Here is a 15,976-nt window from a genome sequence, read left to right on the forward strand (position 1 = left end):
TACTTCTCAAATTTTTATCGACGACATGATCAGCATCGCACAACTTTCATCCGAGCCGTGGGGCGCGCTCAATGGCGGCGATCCGGTACGGCTCTTCACGCTGCGCAACGCGCACGGCATGAAGGTCGCCATCAGCGACCTGGGCGCGACGCTCGTTTCGTGGCATGCGCCGGATCGCACCGGACGTCTCGGCGATATTCTGCTCGGGCATGACACGCCGGCCGATTACGTCGCGGCCACGACCTATATGGGCGGGCTGATCGGCCGCTGGGCGAATCGCATTGCCGACGCCCGTTTTACGCTCGATGGCATCAAGTACACGCTCGATCGCAACGAGGGCGCGAACCTGCTGCATGGGGGAAGCGTGGGCTTCCACCGTGCGATGTGGGATGTCAGCGAGGACAACGGATCGCTGCTCATGCGGCTCGAGTCGCCGGAAGGCGACGCGGGCTTTCCAGGCAACGTCACCACGCAGGTGCGCTATACGCTCGACGATGACGGCACGTTGACCATCGAATACGAAGCCATCACCGACGCCGCCACGCCGCTGAATCTGACGAGCCATGCGTACTTCAATCTGACTGGCCGCGCAGGCGCGGATATTCGCGGACACATGCTGTCGATCGACGCCGATCAATTCTTCGAAGTCGATGCAGCAATGATTCCATGCAGGCTCGCGGATGTAGCGGGCAATGCATTTGACTTCCGGCAGAGCGCGCCGATTGGCGCTCGCCTCGACTGGCCGCACGGACAACTCGTGCAAGCGGGCGGTTTCGATCATTGCTACGTGCTGCGCGACGCGGCTGCTGGCGCCAATCAAGCCGGTCATATGCGCGAAGTCGCGTGTCTTTACGATCCGGGGAGCGGACGGGAATTGACCGTGTCAACCGACCAGCGTGGCTTGCAGTTTTACAGCGGCAACTGGTTGAGAGGAGACGCGGGACGCGGCGGTGTGGTTTATCAGGCACATGCAGGGCTTTGCCTCGAAGCTGGCGGTTTTCCGAACCAGGTGAACATGCCGGCGGAACAGAGCGATGTAATCGTTCGGGCAGGAGACACCTACCGGCAAGTCACCGCGTACAAGGTCGACGTGCGCCACGGCGTTTGACGAAGTGCCTTCATTGTTTACGCCGTCCATTACAGCACGCCGACTTGTCATTTGCTGCAAGAGTGAATTACAGCATTGGGGGTTTTCCCTGGAATAAGGGCTTCCTAAAATCCGCGAATGGTGCCGACGATCCGCTGCGGCATCGGAGTACATCATTCCCGGAGGGAAGCATCATGAAATCGCTTATCAAAACAGTCGCGCTGGTTGTTGTTCTGGCCGCGCCAGTTGTCTCGTTTGCACAGTCGGAGCAGCCGCTCACGCGCGCGGAAGTGAAGGCTCAGCTGAAGCAGATCGAGCAGGCGGGATACAACCCGGCCGTTGCTGTGGATGCGACTTATCCCGCGGACATTCAAGCAGCCGAAGCTCGCATTGCTGCGCAAAATGCGATGGCTCAGAGCGACACCACCGGCTACGGTTCTACGGCGACGGGTTCGTCGCAAGCAGGGGCTGCCGCGCCGGCCAAGTGAGCGTTGGGCATTCTGCGCAATGGCCGGTTGCCGGCCTGAGTTGCTATTGCGCAAGGCCTTGTGGGACTGTGCGTCTCCTTTAAGCAGTCTCTTCGCCTTAAGATGATCGCTCGCAAACAGGAGCGGTCATGGGTTCATCCGTTAAGAATTCTTTGCTGTGGATCTTCGAGCCTTTCGAAGACGATCCCGGCTTTCTGAGGAAGCGCTTATTCGGCTTCGAAGCGGCTTATGTAGATGGCTTGCTCTGTCTTGCGGTCGGCGACGGCGAGGAGCCCTGGAATGGACTGCTGGTGTGCACGTCGCGTGATCGGCATGCAGATCTCACTGCCGAGTTTGTGCAGCTCGCGCCGCATCCCGTGCTCGGCAAATGGCTTTATTTGTCGCAGCGGGAGGAGGAATTCGAGCAGGTCGCTCGCGCTGTTGTCGATGCGGTTAAGCGGCGAGATCTGCGCGTGGGAGTCGAGCCCGGAGTCAGAAAAAAACGGGCAAAGAGGGTGATCGGCAGTTGAAGCTCGCCGCGCTTGGCGGGTGCCGCGAGCTTCAGCTTCTTTTCTATTTCAACAAACCGAATACCGCCACGCCGTTGGTCGTGCCCACGTACACGTGCCCGTGCGCGATCATTGGCGTAATGAACTTGTTTCCCGCGCCGAATGGGTCTCGCGTCCCGGACTGGTTACTGTTGTAGAGTTCCTGGCTCAGATCGCCGGCGTTAAAGGCATGCAGCGCGCCAACGGCGCCGTTCTCGGCGGCCCAGACAATCCCATTCGACGCGCCATTCGCCGAAACGCTGGGTGTGGCGCCTGGGTAAGGGAAAGTGCCGGGACTGCGCGATGCGGGGCTCGTTGCCAGCAGCGCAGCGGTCACCGGAAACGCCTTGAGATTGTCGCCCACGGAGCCGAAATACACGACATGGTTGTAATAGGCGGGCATGCCGAAAACGCCTCCTGGCAGTTGCCCGTCGATCTCCTGCCAGATCTGGTTGGCGCTCGTGTTGAACTTGCCCATCGAATCGCGATTGACCACGTAGATCTTCGAATCCTTGCCCGCTCCCAAGGCGAGATGCCGGGTCGTGCCGCTTGCGTCTGCCTGGTCCGGCAGTACCAATGCACCGCCCGATCCGAGATCCGCGTCCCTTGCTGATTGCACGACAGTGTCGAAAGTCGCGAAATAGTCGGCCACACCAAGCCTCGGCGAAGTCGACAGCTTGAGGAAGGCGTTCCCATAGTCGCCTGCAATAGGGAAACCCTGCGCATTCAGCGTTGCGTCGAAAGTGCCGTTCGCGTCGAGGAGGTACAGGAATGCGCCGTCGGATGCCATACCCGCACCGCTCATCCAGACCGAGCCCTCACTTCCGTTTGGAGTGAGGTTCAGCGCGCTTGTCTGCGAAAGCGTATCCGCGCTGTAGGCCATCACCCAACCGCCGTAAGTGCCCTGGTCGCAATGCGACGTCCATGCAAGATAGACATTGCCGTTGACGAGGGTTAGCGCCTGGCGCTCCGCGTATTGCTGAGGATCGAACGCGGTGACACCGTTGCTGCTGTTCGCGCCGGTTCCAGGGTAGGTGGCCGTGATCTCGGTGGGACCACCGAGGGCCTCCGATCCTGTCACGAGATCTATTGCGTGCAGGCGTTGATGAATGCCTCCGCTCGCATCTTTACTCATTGCGACCGCGTACAGGACGCCCGCGGTGCCGCGCGTGCGGTCGATCACCGGTGTGGACGTGATGCCGATTTCAGGTGTGATCTGGCCGCAATGACGATCGTCGCTCGTCGTCTCGCCGGAGCCAAGCAGGGAGCGCTGCCACAGTTGTGTGTTGGTGTCGGCGTCGAATGCGTAGACGCTGGCGTGCTCGGTCACGACGTAGACGACGTTGTGCGCCGTGCCGCCAATGGGGAGATTGCTGACGTAGAGCGGTTGAGCATCGACCTTGCCGTCTGCCGCGAGGAACGCAACCTTGCCAAATCCGGTCGGGTTAACGTTGGCGGGCGTCAGCGTAGTCTCTGCAAGGTACTGTCCGGTACGGGCGAGGTCGTTGTGATACGTCAGAACGTCGCTCGCAGAAGACGTTGCACCCGAGCCCGAACCACCCGATCCACCGGAGCCGGTCCCGCCGGTGCCCGTTCCGCCGGACCCACTTCCGCCGCTCGTACTGCTCGTGCTGGAGTCGCCGCCCGAGCCGCCGCTACAGGCGATACAGAAGATGGCAAGCAGGCCGGTCGACACTACCCGGCGCCAGGACAGCGCACATTTGTGCGGATACATGTTGCGGTTCATAGACGTCTCCCAGGCGATCGGGAAGACTGCCAGTCCCAATGACCGTCGACTTTCCAGTGCGGATCTACCCTTCGTTGCTTCGCAAAGAGCGAAGCGTTGCGTCGGGCCACTTGTCAGCGTGCCAACTCGTGTTGGCCAGAATCGTTCAGAGCCGTCGTCGGGAATTGAATCGTGTCCGTGCTTCTGTCATTGTTGACCCCCGTTCGAGGTTTCCAGCACCCATTACGTCCGCACACCGCCGTCACGAACCACGCGTTGTACCGCGGCAGTTGCTACAGCTCGACGTCTAACCGTACGGCCGGGCGCTGTCGCCTATCCGGGAGTTGCCCTGCTGCGCGGCAACGCCGCCGACCGTGTTGATATGCATATCGCCGTCAACGCTCTGCGTGTGCTTTGGCTTATGCCTTGTCTTGCCCGTTGTCCTGCCCCTTGGTTGCTTCGTGGGCGCGATTGCCTCGCGGATTGGTATCTGGCGCAGGATGCACCTCGCCTTCGGCTCTCTGTCCGTTCTCCGGCGCGCCACCAGTGACTGGTGCGCCGCGCTGATTGCCGAACGAGCCGCCTCCTGAAGCTCCGGTAGCCTTCGAAGCGTTGCCCTGGTCGTCCATTTCGTTTGAATCGTTGTTCGCCATTTTCGCGCTCCACGCATTTGGGTCTGCACTGTATGAGCAAGCAGCGCGCCTGGCTACGGCTGGTCCTCTGCCGCTTCGGGCAGTTAGGAGCGCTTCGAGCAGATGGATTGTCGCGATGAACCAACCAATTTACAGGACTGCATCACCACGGCGCCCTTTTCTCGCTTTTGCCAAAACGCACTACGCATGATTCCGCCTCGGCGACAGCGAACACAGGCGCACAAAGCAATTGCCGTTCATGTAGATCGAGAATCTGGATAATAGGCGGACAATCCGCGCTTTCGATAACCCAAACACCCTGACTTGCGCACGAAGCTGCGACATCGAGAATACGTTCAGCATCGAGATAAACCTCGCGCTCCACAGCACCAAAACCTGCCTCCTGAAGGTACCAGGCGAGATAAAGCGCCTTGACGATTTTGGCAAGCAAATCCCCATTACCGTTTCCGGTTTTGAAAGCGGCCAACGCCAGATGCCAGCAGAGCGACTGTTCACGCACGTACGCGGCCGCATGCGGTAATAGCTGCGCTTTTCCCAAGGGCCTTCTGCGTGCCTTATTCCCCGATTGGCGTTTCTTCCGATTCTGCGACATGAAGGTTTATCTTCTTGATGCTATTTTTAGTTTGAGCATCGTAATACATTGCAGCAATAAATCAATCCACGCACGCGTTTTTTAACCTAAGTTAATGCACATGACGACGGGCATATCAAATTGCGTTGAGTCAGTTTTATGTCATCGAAAGGTTTTAAACAGCCTTTTGGCAACGACAGCGGCCGAAATGCCGAAGCGCGGAGCCTATTAAACGCTGAATGCACGCATACTCCCTGTTTCCAATCAGAAAGTCCAACCATCATCTGCAATTGCACCGGCAGCCGAATCGGCAGCCGAGACGGTAACTTCACGATCCGCGCCAAATGTTATTATCGGAAACAGCAAACTACCGCTCAGATAGCAACGAAAGCAGCAGACCTCATGGACACCCAGATCACCAAGCCCGCTGAACCCTCGACGACCGATCTTGGCCGTCGCGTCCGCGCTGCCCGCCAGTCGCAGGATTTGACGCTCGAAACGGCGAGCCGCCTTTGCGGCGTTTCCCGCTCGACTTTATCCAAAGTGGAAAACGGCCTCATGTCCCCCACTTTCGACGTCCTGCAAAAGATCGTCCTCGGGTTGAAGATCGAAATCGGCGAGTTGTTCGGCTCGATGCCCAAAGTGAGCGCAAGCGGACGTCGCGCGCTGACGCGCAAGGGCGAAGGGCAACGTCACGCGTATCGCGGCTATCAGATGGAGTTGCTTGCGACCGACCTCGCGCACAAAGCAATGCTGCCGTTCCGAATCCGCATCTCGGCGCACACGCTGGACGCGTTCGACGACTGGGGCCGTCATGAAGGCGAGGAGTTTTTGTACGTGATCAGCGGCAGCGTGTGCCTTCACTCCGAGTTGTACGCCCCGACACATCTGAACGCCGGCGACAGCCTGTACTTCGACAGCCGCACCGGCCACGCCGCGGTCTCGACAAGTGAAGAGGATGCCGAAGTATTATGGATGGCGACCAGCGCCGACATTCCGCAAGCACCGGCCGTCAACGAATCGCCGAAAAAGCAGCGCGAAATCTGACTTCAGGCGCCGGCCTGCTCGCGCGCCCGCGCGAGCGCGCTGAGGTTACCTTCACCGAATCCATGATGTCCCTGGCGTTGCACGATCTCGAAGAAAATCTCGCCGGCACCGCGACGCACAAAGGTCTGAAAAAACAGCAGCGGCACACCGTCCGTGCCGATCTCGCCATCCACCAGAACGTGCGTGCGCTTTAGCCGCTCGACGTCGAGGCCGTGTCCGGGCAAGCGCGCGTCCAGCTGCTCGTAATAGCGCGGAGGCGGCTCGACGAATTCCACGCCGTTTGCAAGCAACTGCTCGACGCACGCGAAAATATCGTCTGTCGCAAGCGCCAGGTGTTGCACGCCCTCGCCCGGATGATCCGGCAAGTACTCGTGCATCAGGTCGGTCCGGCGCGTGCCCTCTTCGTACAGCGGGATGCGGATCGCACCGCACGGCGACACCATCACGCGCGATTCGGCCGACACATGCCAGTTCGCGTGCAGCTCATGAATCTCGCGGAAGTTGAGCAGGTCGCGGTAAAAGTCGAGCCATTCCTGCATGCGACCCTCGCCGACCGTTTGCGTCAGATGGTCCACGGCGACGAGACCCGTGCCTGCATGGCTGAGGTCGGCGTGCGCAGTGTCGATATGGATCGGACGGAAATCGATGTCGAAGATCGAAATATCGCCAAGGCCGCCGCGTTGCCCGCCTCGTCCACGCCAACGGTCGACAAAGTAGATATGCGAATCGCCAATGCCTTGAATCGCCGGGATCAGCAACTCGCCGGCGCCGATCCTCTCGCCTTCGAAAGCCCACGCGCCGAGTTCGATTGCGCGGTCGAAAGCGCGTTGCGCGTCGGCCACGCGAATGCCGATCGCGCAAATGCCCGCGCCGTACTCTTCGGCATAGCGCGCAGCAAACGAATCGGGCTCCGCGTTGATCAGAAAATTCATTTCGCCCTGCCGGAACAGGGTGACGTCCTTGCTGATGTGGCGTGCGATTGCCTTGAAGCCGAGCTTGGTGAAAGTCTCGCCCAGCGCCTGCGGATCGCGCGAGGCAAACTCCACGAATTCCAGCCCGGCCGTGCCGAGCGGATTGTGCTCAGGCGCCGACACGGCGCGAAGCGCGGCGTCTGGAGTGGGCAAGTCGCTAGGCATGGCAATCTCCTTGTACTGTCTTACGACGCTGTTTCCAGTGTTTCCGATGTCTTTGCAACCCGTCTCGACTCGCAGCGCGGCGCTGCATCACGCGGTCGGCGACGGCTTTTGCAACGTGTTTGTACACCGGCTAGCGTGACGTTCGCAACTTCATTTTGTACTGACTGGTTCACAGAGCCGCAGCCGGTCCGCGCGCGCAGCTCATTGCGCAGCACCGTTCGCTGCGCTTTGCGCATCAAGTTGTCGGCGTTGTGCGGCGCGCACGCTTGCGTGCAGCGTTGCCCGCGGGCCTGCTCGCGCTCGCGGCCATTCGCAACTGAGCAACTTCTCGCACAGCGTCGATAAAAGCCCTTCCGACTGCTGACGGCTGCGTGTCCGAGCGCCGGATCAAGCCAACCGGCTCGCCGGTGCCCGCGAACGGTAACGGCAGACGCACAAGCATGCCGTGCGCCAGTTCGTACTCCACCGCGCTGAGCGGCACAAACCACACGGCGTCGTTCTCGAGCGTCAGCGCACGGCCGGTCGAGACCGACAGCACTTCCACGAACGCCGACAGCGGCGGCACACCCCACGCGCTCAACAGACTTTCCGCCGACTGCCGGATCAGCGTTCCGAACGGCGGCAACACGACTGTGAAATCCTGTAATGCGGCCGAGGGTAAACCGGGCGCTGCATCGAGCGGATGCCCCGCGCGCACGACTGCAATCAGCGGTTCGGTGAACAACTGCTCGAAGCTCAGCCCCACCATTCGTTCGGGATCGGCTAGTCGCCCGATGGCTAATTCGATCGTGCCCGCTTTCAGGCGCTCGAGCAATTCGGGATTTGCGCCGGTTGCAAGGCGCACGATCACGCGCGGCCACAGAGACGCGAAACGCTTGAGCACGGGCGGTATCAGCGCCGCCGCGACGGTCGGCAGAATCCCGACTTCAAGCGTGGCCGCGGCCGCGCCTTCCGCGCGCGCGAGCAGATCGACGCCCTGCCGCAACGCACTGACGCACGCGCTTGCATGGGGCATGAAGAGTTGCCCCTCCCGCGTGGGCACTGCCCCGTGACGGCCACGCTCAAAGAGTTTTACGCCCAGAATGGTTTCGAGTTCCGCGACTGTCTTGGAGACGGCCGGCTGCGTAATAGAAAGGCTGTCAGCGGCCCGCTGGACGCTGCCGAACTGGGCTACGGCCAGAAAGCACTGTAGATGACGGAATTTGACGCGGCTGTCCGCGAGACTGCGTTGCATAACGGAAGGTTATACGAAAAGCGCCAAAACGTCATTTTTCATAACCGTCCAGTTTGGATAAAGTCCGTTGATAAGCCCTATCCCACAAATCCCGAAGGAGACACTGATGGACGATTCCTTTCTCAGCGCGCGCGATTTCGCGTCGCATCCCGAATACATCTATCCCGGCTACGGTTCCTCGGTTAAACGCGGCCCGACACGTCCGCTGATTCCGCTGAAGGAAAAGCTGCGCGATCAGCGCGTGCCCGTCTACGGCACCGAAGACCTCGGCGCGCTCGACAGCGATCTCACGCGCAACGCGGTCCGTAACGGCGAACCGCTTGGCGAACGCATCATCGTGACGGGGCGTGTGCTGGACGAGGGCGGACGCCCGGTGCGCAACACGCTCGTGGAAATCTGGCAGGCGAATGCGGCTGGCCGCTACGTGCATAAAATGGATCAGCACGACGCGCCGCTCGATCCGAACTTCCTGGGCGCAGGCCGCTGCATCACGGACAACGAAGGCCGCTATCGCTTTCTGACGATCAAGCCGGGAGCATATCCATGGGGCAATCATCCGAACGCGTGGCGTCCGAATCACATTCACTTCTCGCTGTTCGGCGAGCATTTCGGTTCGCGCCTCGTAACGCAGATGTATTTTCCCGGTGACCCGCTGCTGGCGTTCGATCCGATTTTCCAGGGCACGCCTGAGCAGGCTCGTGATCGACTGATTGCGAAATTTTCGCTCGATACCACGCAAGAGGCCTACGCGCTCGGCTACGACTTCGACATCGTGCTGCGCGGCCGTAACGAAACTCCGATGGAGCGCTAAGCCATGACCACTCTCAAGCAAACGCCCTCGCAGACGGTCGGACCGTATTTCGCGTACGGCCTGTGCCCGCAGCAGTACGATTTCGACTTCAAGAGCCTGTTCACGCCAGTGGTGGCCGACCGCGAAGCGGCGGGCGAGCACATTACGATCGTGGGACAGGTGTTCGACGGTGACGGCAAAGTGATCGGCGACGCCATGCTGGAAGTGTCACAGGTCGATGCCGACGGCCACTACCCCGAATCGCGCGAGGAAATTCTCAAGACCGGCTTTCGCGGCTTTGCACGCGTCGGCACGGGCACGGACCCGCAAAAGCGCTTTGTCGTCGAGACGGTCAAACCGGGCCGCGTGAGCCCCGACGAGGCGCCCCATTTAAACGTCATCGTGACGATGCGCGGCATGCTGCTTCACACGTTCACGCGCATTTATTTCGAGGACGAAGCGCAAGCCAACGAGCGCGACCCCGTGCTGACGGCAGTTCCGGCCGACCGGCGTGAAACCCTGATCGCGCGCCGCGAGCCGAACACCGCCAATGTGTATCGCTTCGACATCTACATGCAAGGCGACAAGGAAACGGTTTTTTTCGACCTATAACGCGATTCCCCTACACTTTCGTAAAGCTTTCACCTAGACTGAAAGTGATCCGTCTAGCGACTGGATCGCGAAACTCCGAGTAGTTGAGCCCGCCTTGCGCGGGCTTTTTTTTCGCCTGCAGAAAAGCGCGGGCATGAGTCATTAGTCAGTGCAATGAGCAACGAAGCCAGCGGCGAATCATGATCACGTCCGCGATATGATCGCGCGGGCCTGGCGCACCCAGCACGACAATGTCGATCGGCCTGCCATGCACGATCATTCGCACGACGACGCAGTGCCCCGCTTCGTTAATGAACCCTGTTTTCTGCAATACGATCGACCGGTCGCCGCCCCGCACGAGCGCATTCGAGTTGTGATAACTCAAACGCGTGCGCGGTCCGCCGGGAAACACTAATTCATCCCGGTCGGTCGAATAAGCGCGGATCAACGGATAGCGGCTCGCGGCAGCCACGAGGCGAGCAAGATCTCGCGCCGTCGATACGTTTTGCGGTGACAGCCCCGTGCCATTTACGAACCGCGTGTGCTGCATGCCGAGTGCGCGCGCCTTCGCATTCATCGCGGCGACAAAGCTCGGCCGGCCAGCGGCGTAATCGCGGCTCAACGCCGCGGCAGCGCGATTCTCCGACGACATCAGCGCGATATGCAGCATGTCATCGCGCGGCAGCACCGAACCAACGCCAAGCCGTGATCCGGTGAACTTGTCGAAGTCCTGATCCTGAACAGTAACGTTGAGCGGCTCATTCAGTGAGCGCCTTGCATCGAGCGACACGACGGCTGTCATTAGTTTGGATATCGAAGCAATTGGCATGACGCGATCGGCCTGCTTTTCTGCGAGCACCGTGTGCGTTCTTTCATCGACAACGAAGACTGAACGCGACCGTAGCAACGCGCGCGACCTGGGCGTATATCCGCAGCGAGGCAAAAGACGAAGGCCCGCATGCTTCGTGCGAGCCGAAAGCGTTGCATTAGCGATTACGCGTGCGGCCGACGCAGGCCGCCGGTTGCGATGAGCCGCCAGTCTGGCAGGGTGTCTGGAAGCGCGCGGCTCGCGTGCGGTGCGCGATGCCTGACGGCGCGACTTGGGCGTGAGCTTGCTCGCGTGCTGTGAACGCTCGTCGTCGGTGACATGCTTGCGCCTGCGTGTGACGCGCCGCCGCGTCTCGCCAGTCGTGACTTTTTTCACGTTACGCGCATAGCCAAGTGAAGAGTGCCGTGGAGACTCGTGAGTCGCGCCGAATGTCCAGCCGATGCTCAGCCACAAGAGGCCAAATATCGCGATATAGCGGAGCCAGGCAGAAGAACCAAAAGCAAATGTAGGAGTTTGTGGGCGGTATGGCATGCAACTTCAGGTTCTGTGCCGCGTGCGCCGGTTATTCGGAGAACGGAATTGGCGCACAGTCAACAACGACTCGTAGATATCATGGAAGATCGCTTGCGCGATCAAAGGCGCCTGTATGAAGCGGAATTCGTCGCGATAGCAGGAATTGCGTCCGCCTGCCTCAGTGTTCTAAGGCAGCTTCAACATATCGAAGCCGATTCTAGCATTCGCATAATGTTGCTTGCAGCGAATGCGTATGTCTTTACACTGCTTGTACTGCTTGTTAGATGAGAGCCGCGCTCTCATGCTATGTTTGGACAACACGCGCTATTCATATGCAACCGACGGAGACACTGCCATGCCAGCATCGACCGCTATTCTCACCATTCTCGCCGCGCTGTTATTAGGCGCAATGAGTCCGGGACCGAGCTTTGTCATCGTCGCGCGCAATGCGATCGGTCTGTCTCGCGGCGACGGTCTTGCAACGGCGCTCGGCATGGGCATTGGCGGAGTCTTCTTTAGCGGCATTGCACTGCTCGGCTTATATACGTTGCTCGCTACCGTCGAATGGCTTTACATCGGGCTCAAAGTAGCCGGCGGGCTTTATCTGATCTATCTGGCCTCGAAGATCTGGCGCGGCGCCGCCAAACCGCTCGCGTTCGACGCCACGCAAACCGTTACCACGAATCCGCGCAAATCGTTCTGGATCGGCCTTAGTACCCAACTGAGCAATCCGAAGACGGCGGTCTATTACGGCAGTATCTTCGCGGCGCTGTTGCCGCAACATCCGCCGCTATGGTGTTACTTCGCATTACCGCCCGCGATCTTCGCCATCGAAGCAGGCTGGTACACAGTCGTCGCGCTGTGCTTTTCGAGCAGGCGTCCGCGCGAGATCTATCTGCAATGGAAGGCGTGGATCGATCGTGTCGCCGCAAGCGCAGTGGCCGCGCTTGGCTTGCGTCTGATTGTGACCGCGCACAAGGTCGGCATCTAAATTATCCTCGCGTCAGCCGCGTACCGATGGTCGCGGCGACAGGATGAAGACAAGGGCAAGCCGCTAGCGGGGCCGCATTGCGGCGCCTTCGCCGCGCTTAATGGAGCCGCCCAACAGAACAGTTACAAGTTAACTGTTGACGCTGCTGTGCCGGAGCGGTTACTGTGGCACCCGAAGTTCAAGAAGTTCGATTGCTGTTCATCAATGTCTCGCTCTCTCAGCGGTATTCGTTGTCCTCTCCCTCCTTGACGCTTCTAACGCTCCTTCACAGAGCACATTTTCAATTTTATTTCCTCAAGGATTCTTCATGGATACCGGTACCGTTAAGTGGTTCAACGACAGCAAAGGCTTTGGCTTCATCACCCCGGACAAGGGCGGCGACGACCTGTTCGCGCACTTCTCCGAAATCAGCGGCAACGGCTTCAAGACGCTCGCTGAAAATCAGAAGGTGAGCTTCGAAACGAAGCAAGGCCCGAAGGGTCTGCAAGCGGCCAACATCACGCCGCTGTAAGCTAGTTTGAAGGGCTCGGTGTCCGGCAACGGACATCAGGCTGCAGCAACATCCTCGCGGAGCTTTGTCTCCCACAGTTGGCGCGAATCGCTTTGAGTTGCATGTATCAGGCAGCTCGCTCAAGCGCCAATCGCCTCGTTGCTCCTCATTCTCCCCTCGGCTTGAACGCCCTCTTTAGCTTCCCGACTGCGTTCTGATTCGGCTCGCAATGGCTTTGAATCGACTCGTCCGCGCGACTCAATAGAAGTTCGCACGGCAGGCGCACTCGCACATTATTAAAATATAAAATGCAAAACCAACAAATTCACCTTTACAACGGCTATGCCATCAAACCATCGGCGCATCGCTTGCCCGACGGTACATTCTCGTCCAACCTTTTGCTCGAGCGCGCCGACAGCGCACGCGCTGAAGGGCTTTACCAGTTCTATTCGCTCGACTACTTCACCGACGAAGAGCAGGCATTGCAGCACTCCGCGCGTTGGGCGCACGAGTGGGTCGATACACGCGGTTGACGCACATTTAGCGCGGCGACACTGGCCGCGAATGCCTGCGTCTCGCAAACAGAGTTCAGATGAACTCTTTAGCCGTTAGCATGACGACTGCATCTAATATTCGTTTCAGCGCAAGCAACCCTTCCTTCAAGCGGTCGATCAGATCGCTACCCCGCCTGCACCGGCACTCCGACGTCAAAAAACTGGCGGCTCCGGGAACATCGCATTAGCGATATGCGTCCCGGCGCCCAATAGCTTTGCGAAGCTTGCGCGGACTATTGCGTCCCCAATGAATGACGAATGAATGCCTGAAGTCGAGGCATTCATCTCCGTCGGAAAACAAACTCAATTGGCGCGCGGCACGAGTCGCTTCTCTTCCGAACAGCGAGACGTTTGGCGTTCGTTTTATGCGCATTGCATTCAAAGCGCGCACATACCGACCTACGGCGAATAACGCATTCGAAGTTGAAAGACGCTTCTTCAAAAAATACTAAAGATTTCCCTTTTGCTGCCGTTTAAATCGGTGCGCGATTCTGCGCGGGCATATCGAGAGTTCAACAATCATTTTGCGGAAACTACGGTCCGCACGCTAAATATCATAATGAAAATGAAAGAAAAACTACCTTTAGTCATTGCCGCGTTCGGTTCATTTACGCTCGCTGCGTGCGGCGGTGGCGGAGGCGACAGTTCGCCGCCTGCTCAAACCGCTGCGCCGGCCACGAGTGCCAGCGCACCGGCGCCCTCGTCGGCGCCCGTCGTGGCGGGCGAGTCGCTGCCCAGCCTGACGTCCCCGCAGGCCGGCTCGACTGCCGCCACGGGCAATGGCTTCGAGGGCATCTGGACGACTTCCTCGTCCTCGCGGACGACCGCCATGGTGGACCCGGCGAACAACATCTCCTACCTGAGCGGCATCTTCACGGTCGTCACATCGACCTTCTTCGGCATCGCGGCACCCGCGGAGCCGAACTGGACATTGACGAGCGGTTTCGAGAGCACAGGTGGCTTCCGCTATACGGCCTCGTCGGGAAGCGGAACGTACAGCGCGAAGCAAACCTTGAACGGCAGCTATGTCGCCAACGGCCAAACGGTGAACCTGGCATTGAACTACGATCCGGCGAACGCGCTTGCCGTCACGCAATCGAGCGTAACGGGAACGTGGGCGCAAAGTGGGACGACGCTGACCATTGACGCCGCCGGCGGCTTCACCGGCAACCTCTCCGGCTGCGCCGTCACTGGGACGCTGACATTGACGACGCCGGGTTCGAACAAGAACCTCTACACGATGACGGTGAGCGGCACCACGAGTACCTGCTTGCTGGCTTCCGGAACGACTTACTCCGGTAACGCCGCTATCACGTTCCTGCCCGTTACCGGCAGCACGACGCTGTATCAACGTTCGATCGTCTATCTGATCAAGGCAGCCGATAACTCGGTGATTGCCTACGGCCAGGTGACGAAGCAGTAAGCCGTTTATGGGCCGCAGCAGCCCGGCAAGTTGTCCGGCTGCTGATTGGCTCGTTTCAAAAGAACTGAGGTTCGCTTCGCGCGGACTTCAGTTCTCCGCGTCTCTTTCTAGTGCCGTTGCCGAAAGACCGGAGCTCTATCTGAACTACCGTTTCGTCAATCGTGCGTGTGAGCGCACCCCAGCGAATGCCAGATCTCCCAAGCCAAAGCCGAACATTTGACTACGCCGGCAGCGGCACACCGGCAATATGGCGGCTAAGGCGTTGCGCCTGCTTATAAACCGCGTGCATTAGCAGCGTCGTGTTGCGTGACGGAGGGGAGAACTTCGAATAGACAAAGGTTGCAACGAGCTCCAGCTCCTCGATCAACGGACGTATGACGAGGCCGTGATCGTCTGCGGCGAACTCGTCGACAATGGCTAATCCGAGACCGCCCTTCACCAGCGCCAGCGCCTGGTCTGCGCGCGTCACATCTACGACGGATTGCAGTTCTACATTGGCTTGCTGGCATGCGCGCGCGATCATCGTGCCGAACGGAATATCGCGCCTGAAAAGAATCATCGGCTCACCAACGAGATCGGCGAGCGCAATGGGCTCCGCTTCGGCCAGACGATGACGAGGCGGCACGACGCAGACCATCCTGCCACGCATGAACGGCACGACGTCGAGGTGTTCATGTTCGATCGGCATCGATGTCACCGCCACATCCACGGCCTTACTCAGCACCTCGAGCGGCATGTCCGCCATAAGCGTGGTATGCCAGTCCACGCTCAAGCCTGGCAATTGCCGTTTCAATTCGACGATCGCGGGTGCAACGATCGACGTCGCCAACGACGGGCTGCAGGACACCCGCAACAAACTAGCGGGCCCGAGCGACAGCGCCCGCGCGAATTCGTCGACTGAGAGTGCCGCTTGGTAGACCTGCTCGACTTCCCTGAATAGCGCCTGCGCCTCCGCAGTGGGTATCAGCCGGCCTTTCGCCCGCTCGAAAAGCCGCAGGCCGAGGTTCGTCTCCGTGTGAGAGATGAGCTTACTCACAGCAGGCTGCGACACGTAGAGCATTTTTGCTGCGGCGTTGATGGACCCCGTCAGCATGACCGCACGAAATACCTCCATCTGCCTGAGCTTGAACCGCATGCGTTCTCCGTGCCGCGTAGCCGGCCTATTAACAAAAAGTTATAGGGTAGCTGAAACTCGGCATACGACAGGCCTGCGGTAAATCCCTAGTATCTGTTCAACGGGAGCCTGACTCCCCGCATTGCGCGACACGCATAACGCCCGCAGTCTGCAAGCCGCACGCAGCGGAAACGGGCGCCGCGAAGAACGCA

At 59.6% G+C, this 15,976-nt stretch carries 17 protein-coding genes; 10 read left to right on the top strand and 7 right to left on the bottom strand.

Annotated features, from left to right (window positions below):
* Nucleotides 1-25: 25 nt before the first annotated feature.
* From SB753_RS26110 to SB753_RS26120, 3 genes are all read left to right on the top strand, one after another.
* Nucleotides 26-1,108 carry an aldose epimerase family protein gene (locus SB753_RS26110; RefSeq protein ID WP_410802590.1) on the top strand — a complete coding sequence of 361 codons (1,083 nt, stop codon included), beginning with the start codon at nucleotides 26-28 and terminating at the stop codon, nucleotides 1,106-1,108.
* Between the two features lie 173 nt (nucleotides 1,109-1,281).
* Entirely contained in the window at nucleotides 1,282-1,575 is a 294-nt protein-coding gene (locus tag SB753_RS26115; RefSeq protein ID WP_020068925.1) for a DUF4148 domain-containing protein, read from the top strand.
* A gap of 128 nt (nucleotides 1,576-1,703) precedes the next feature.
* On the top strand, nucleotides 1,704-2,084 hold the full coding sequence (locus SB753_RS26120) for a hypothetical protein (RefSeq protein WP_408199857.1): 381 nt from the start codon (nucleotides 1,704-1,706) through the stop codon (nucleotides 2,082-2,084).
* A 43-nt stretch (nucleotides 2,085-2,127) separates the two neighbouring features.
* Here the strand turns inward: SB753_RS26120 and SB753_RS26125 are convergent, their stop codons facing one another.
* The 3 genes from SB753_RS26125 to SB753_RS26135 all read right to left on the bottom strand — a co-directional run bounded on the left by SB753_RS26125 (nucleotide 2,128) and on the right by SB753_RS26135 (nucleotide 5,019).
* Nucleotides 2,128-3,849, bottom strand: a complete 1,722-nt coding sequence (locus SB753_RS26125; protein ID WP_410802592.1) for a pyrrolo-quinoline quinone — start codon at nucleotides 3,847-3,849, stop codon at nucleotides 2,128-2,130.
* Between the two features lie 398 nt (nucleotides 3,850-4,247).
* Nucleotides 4,248-4,481, bottom strand: a complete 234-nt coding sequence (locus SB753_RS26130) for a hypothetical protein (protein ID WP_408130323.1) — start codon at nucleotides 4,479-4,481, stop codon at nucleotides 4,248-4,250.
* 142 nt (nucleotides 4,482-4,623) lie between these two features.
* Nucleotides 4,624-5,019, bottom strand: a complete 396-nt coding sequence (locus SB753_RS26135; RefSeq protein ID WP_408492611.1) for a hypothetical protein — start codon at nucleotides 5,017-5,019, stop codon at nucleotides 4,624-4,626.
* 435 nt (nucleotides 5,020-5,454) lie between these two features.
* Between SB753_RS26135 and SB753_RS26140 the strand changes: the two genes are divergently transcribed.
* Entirely contained in the window at nucleotides 5,455-6,099 is a 645-nt protein-coding gene (locus tag SB753_RS26140) for a helix-turn-helix domain-containing protein (RefSeq protein WP_020068920.1), read from the top strand.
* Nucleotides 6,100-6,101: 2 nt separating this feature from the next.
* On the opposite strand, the gene SB753_RS26145 is transcribed toward SB753_RS26140, so the two are convergent.
* Together SB753_RS26145 and pcaQ are read right to left on the bottom strand one after the other, a co-directional pair.
* Nucleotides 6,102-7,235 (bottom strand): 4-hydroxyphenylpyruvate dioxygenase family protein, encoded by a 1,134-nt coding sequence (locus SB753_RS26145; protein ID WP_408173875.1) that lies wholly within the window; start codon nucleotides 7,233-7,235, stop codon nucleotides 6,102-6,104.
* A gap of 235 nt (nucleotides 7,236-7,470) precedes the next feature.
* Nucleotides 7,471-8,469, bottom strand: coding sequence for a pca operon transcription factor PcaQ (gene pcaQ / locus SB753_RS26150; RefSeq protein ID WP_410802594.1), 999 nt, complete (start codon nucleotides 8,467-8,469; stop codon nucleotides 7,471-7,473).
* A 106-nt stretch (nucleotides 8,470-8,575) separates the two neighbouring features.
* On the opposite strand from pcaQ, the gene pcaH reads away from it, so the two are divergent.
* Both pcaH and pcaG read left to right on the top strand, forming a co-directional pair.
* Nucleotides 8,576-9,280, top strand: coding sequence for a protocatechuate 3,4-dioxygenase subunit beta (gene pcaH / locus SB753_RS26155; RefSeq protein ID WP_020068917.1), 705 nt, complete (start codon nucleotides 8,576-8,578; stop codon nucleotides 9,278-9,280).
* Between the two features lie 3 nt (nucleotides 9,281-9,283).
* Complete coding sequence (gene pcaG, locus SB753_RS26160; RefSeq protein ID WP_131317944.1) at nucleotides 9,284-9,871, top strand: protocatechuate 3,4-dioxygenase subunit alpha; 588 nt, start codon at nucleotides 9,284-9,286, stop codon at nucleotides 9,869-9,871.
* A gap of 145 nt (nucleotides 9,872-10,016) precedes the next feature.
* Here pcaG and SB753_RS26165 read toward each other — a convergent pair whose 3' ends face one another.
* Nucleotides 10,017-11,210: a serine hydrolase gene (locus tag SB753_RS26165; protein WP_410802596.1), complete on the bottom strand. Its 1,194-nt coding sequence runs from the start codon at nucleotides 11,208-11,210 to the stop codon at nucleotides 10,017-10,019.
* A gap of 337 nt (nucleotides 11,211-11,547) precedes the next feature.
* Between SB753_RS26165 and SB753_RS26170 the strand changes: the two genes are divergently transcribed.
* The 4 genes from SB753_RS26170 to SB753_RS26185 all read left to right on the top strand — a co-directional run bounded on the left by SB753_RS26170 (nucleotide 11,548) and on the right by SB753_RS26185 (nucleotide 14,650).
* Nucleotides 11,548-12,183 (top strand): LysE family translocator, encoded by a 636-nt coding sequence (locus tag SB753_RS26170; RefSeq protein ID WP_027804774.1) that lies wholly within the window; start codon nucleotides 11,548-11,550, stop codon nucleotides 12,181-12,183.
* Nucleotides 12,184-12,490: 307 nt separating this feature from the next.
* Nucleotides 12,491-12,694 (top strand): cold-shock protein, encoded by a 204-nt coding sequence (locus SB753_RS26175; protein ID WP_006047703.1) that lies wholly within the window; start codon nucleotides 12,491-12,493, stop codon nucleotides 12,692-12,694.
* 287 nt (nucleotides 12,695-12,981) lie between these two features.
* On the top strand, nucleotides 12,982-13,206 hold the full coding sequence (locus SB753_RS26180; protein ID WP_020068912.1) for a hypothetical protein: 225 nt from the start codon (nucleotides 12,982-12,984) through the stop codon (nucleotides 13,204-13,206).
* A gap of 580 nt (nucleotides 13,207-13,786) precedes the next feature.
* On the top strand, nucleotides 13,787-14,650 hold the full coding sequence (locus tag SB753_RS26185; protein ID WP_027804773.1) for a hypothetical protein: 864 nt from the start codon (nucleotides 13,787-13,789) through the stop codon (nucleotides 14,648-14,650).
* Between the two features lie 220 nt (nucleotides 14,651-14,870).
* On the opposite strand, the gene SB753_RS26190 is transcribed toward SB753_RS26185, so the two are convergent.
* Entirely contained in the window at nucleotides 14,871-15,785 is a 915-nt protein-coding gene (locus SB753_RS26190; protein ID WP_087753108.1) for a LysR family transcriptional regulator, read from the bottom strand.
* Nucleotides 15,786-15,976 lie beyond the last annotated feature (191 nt).

Origin of the sequence: Paraburkholderia sp. SIMBA_053 (assembly GCF_046534895.1) — a bacterium.
GTDB classification, from domain to species: Bacteria; Pseudomonadota; Gammaproteobacteria; order Burkholderiales; family Burkholderiaceae; genus Paraburkholderia; species Paraburkholderia caledonica.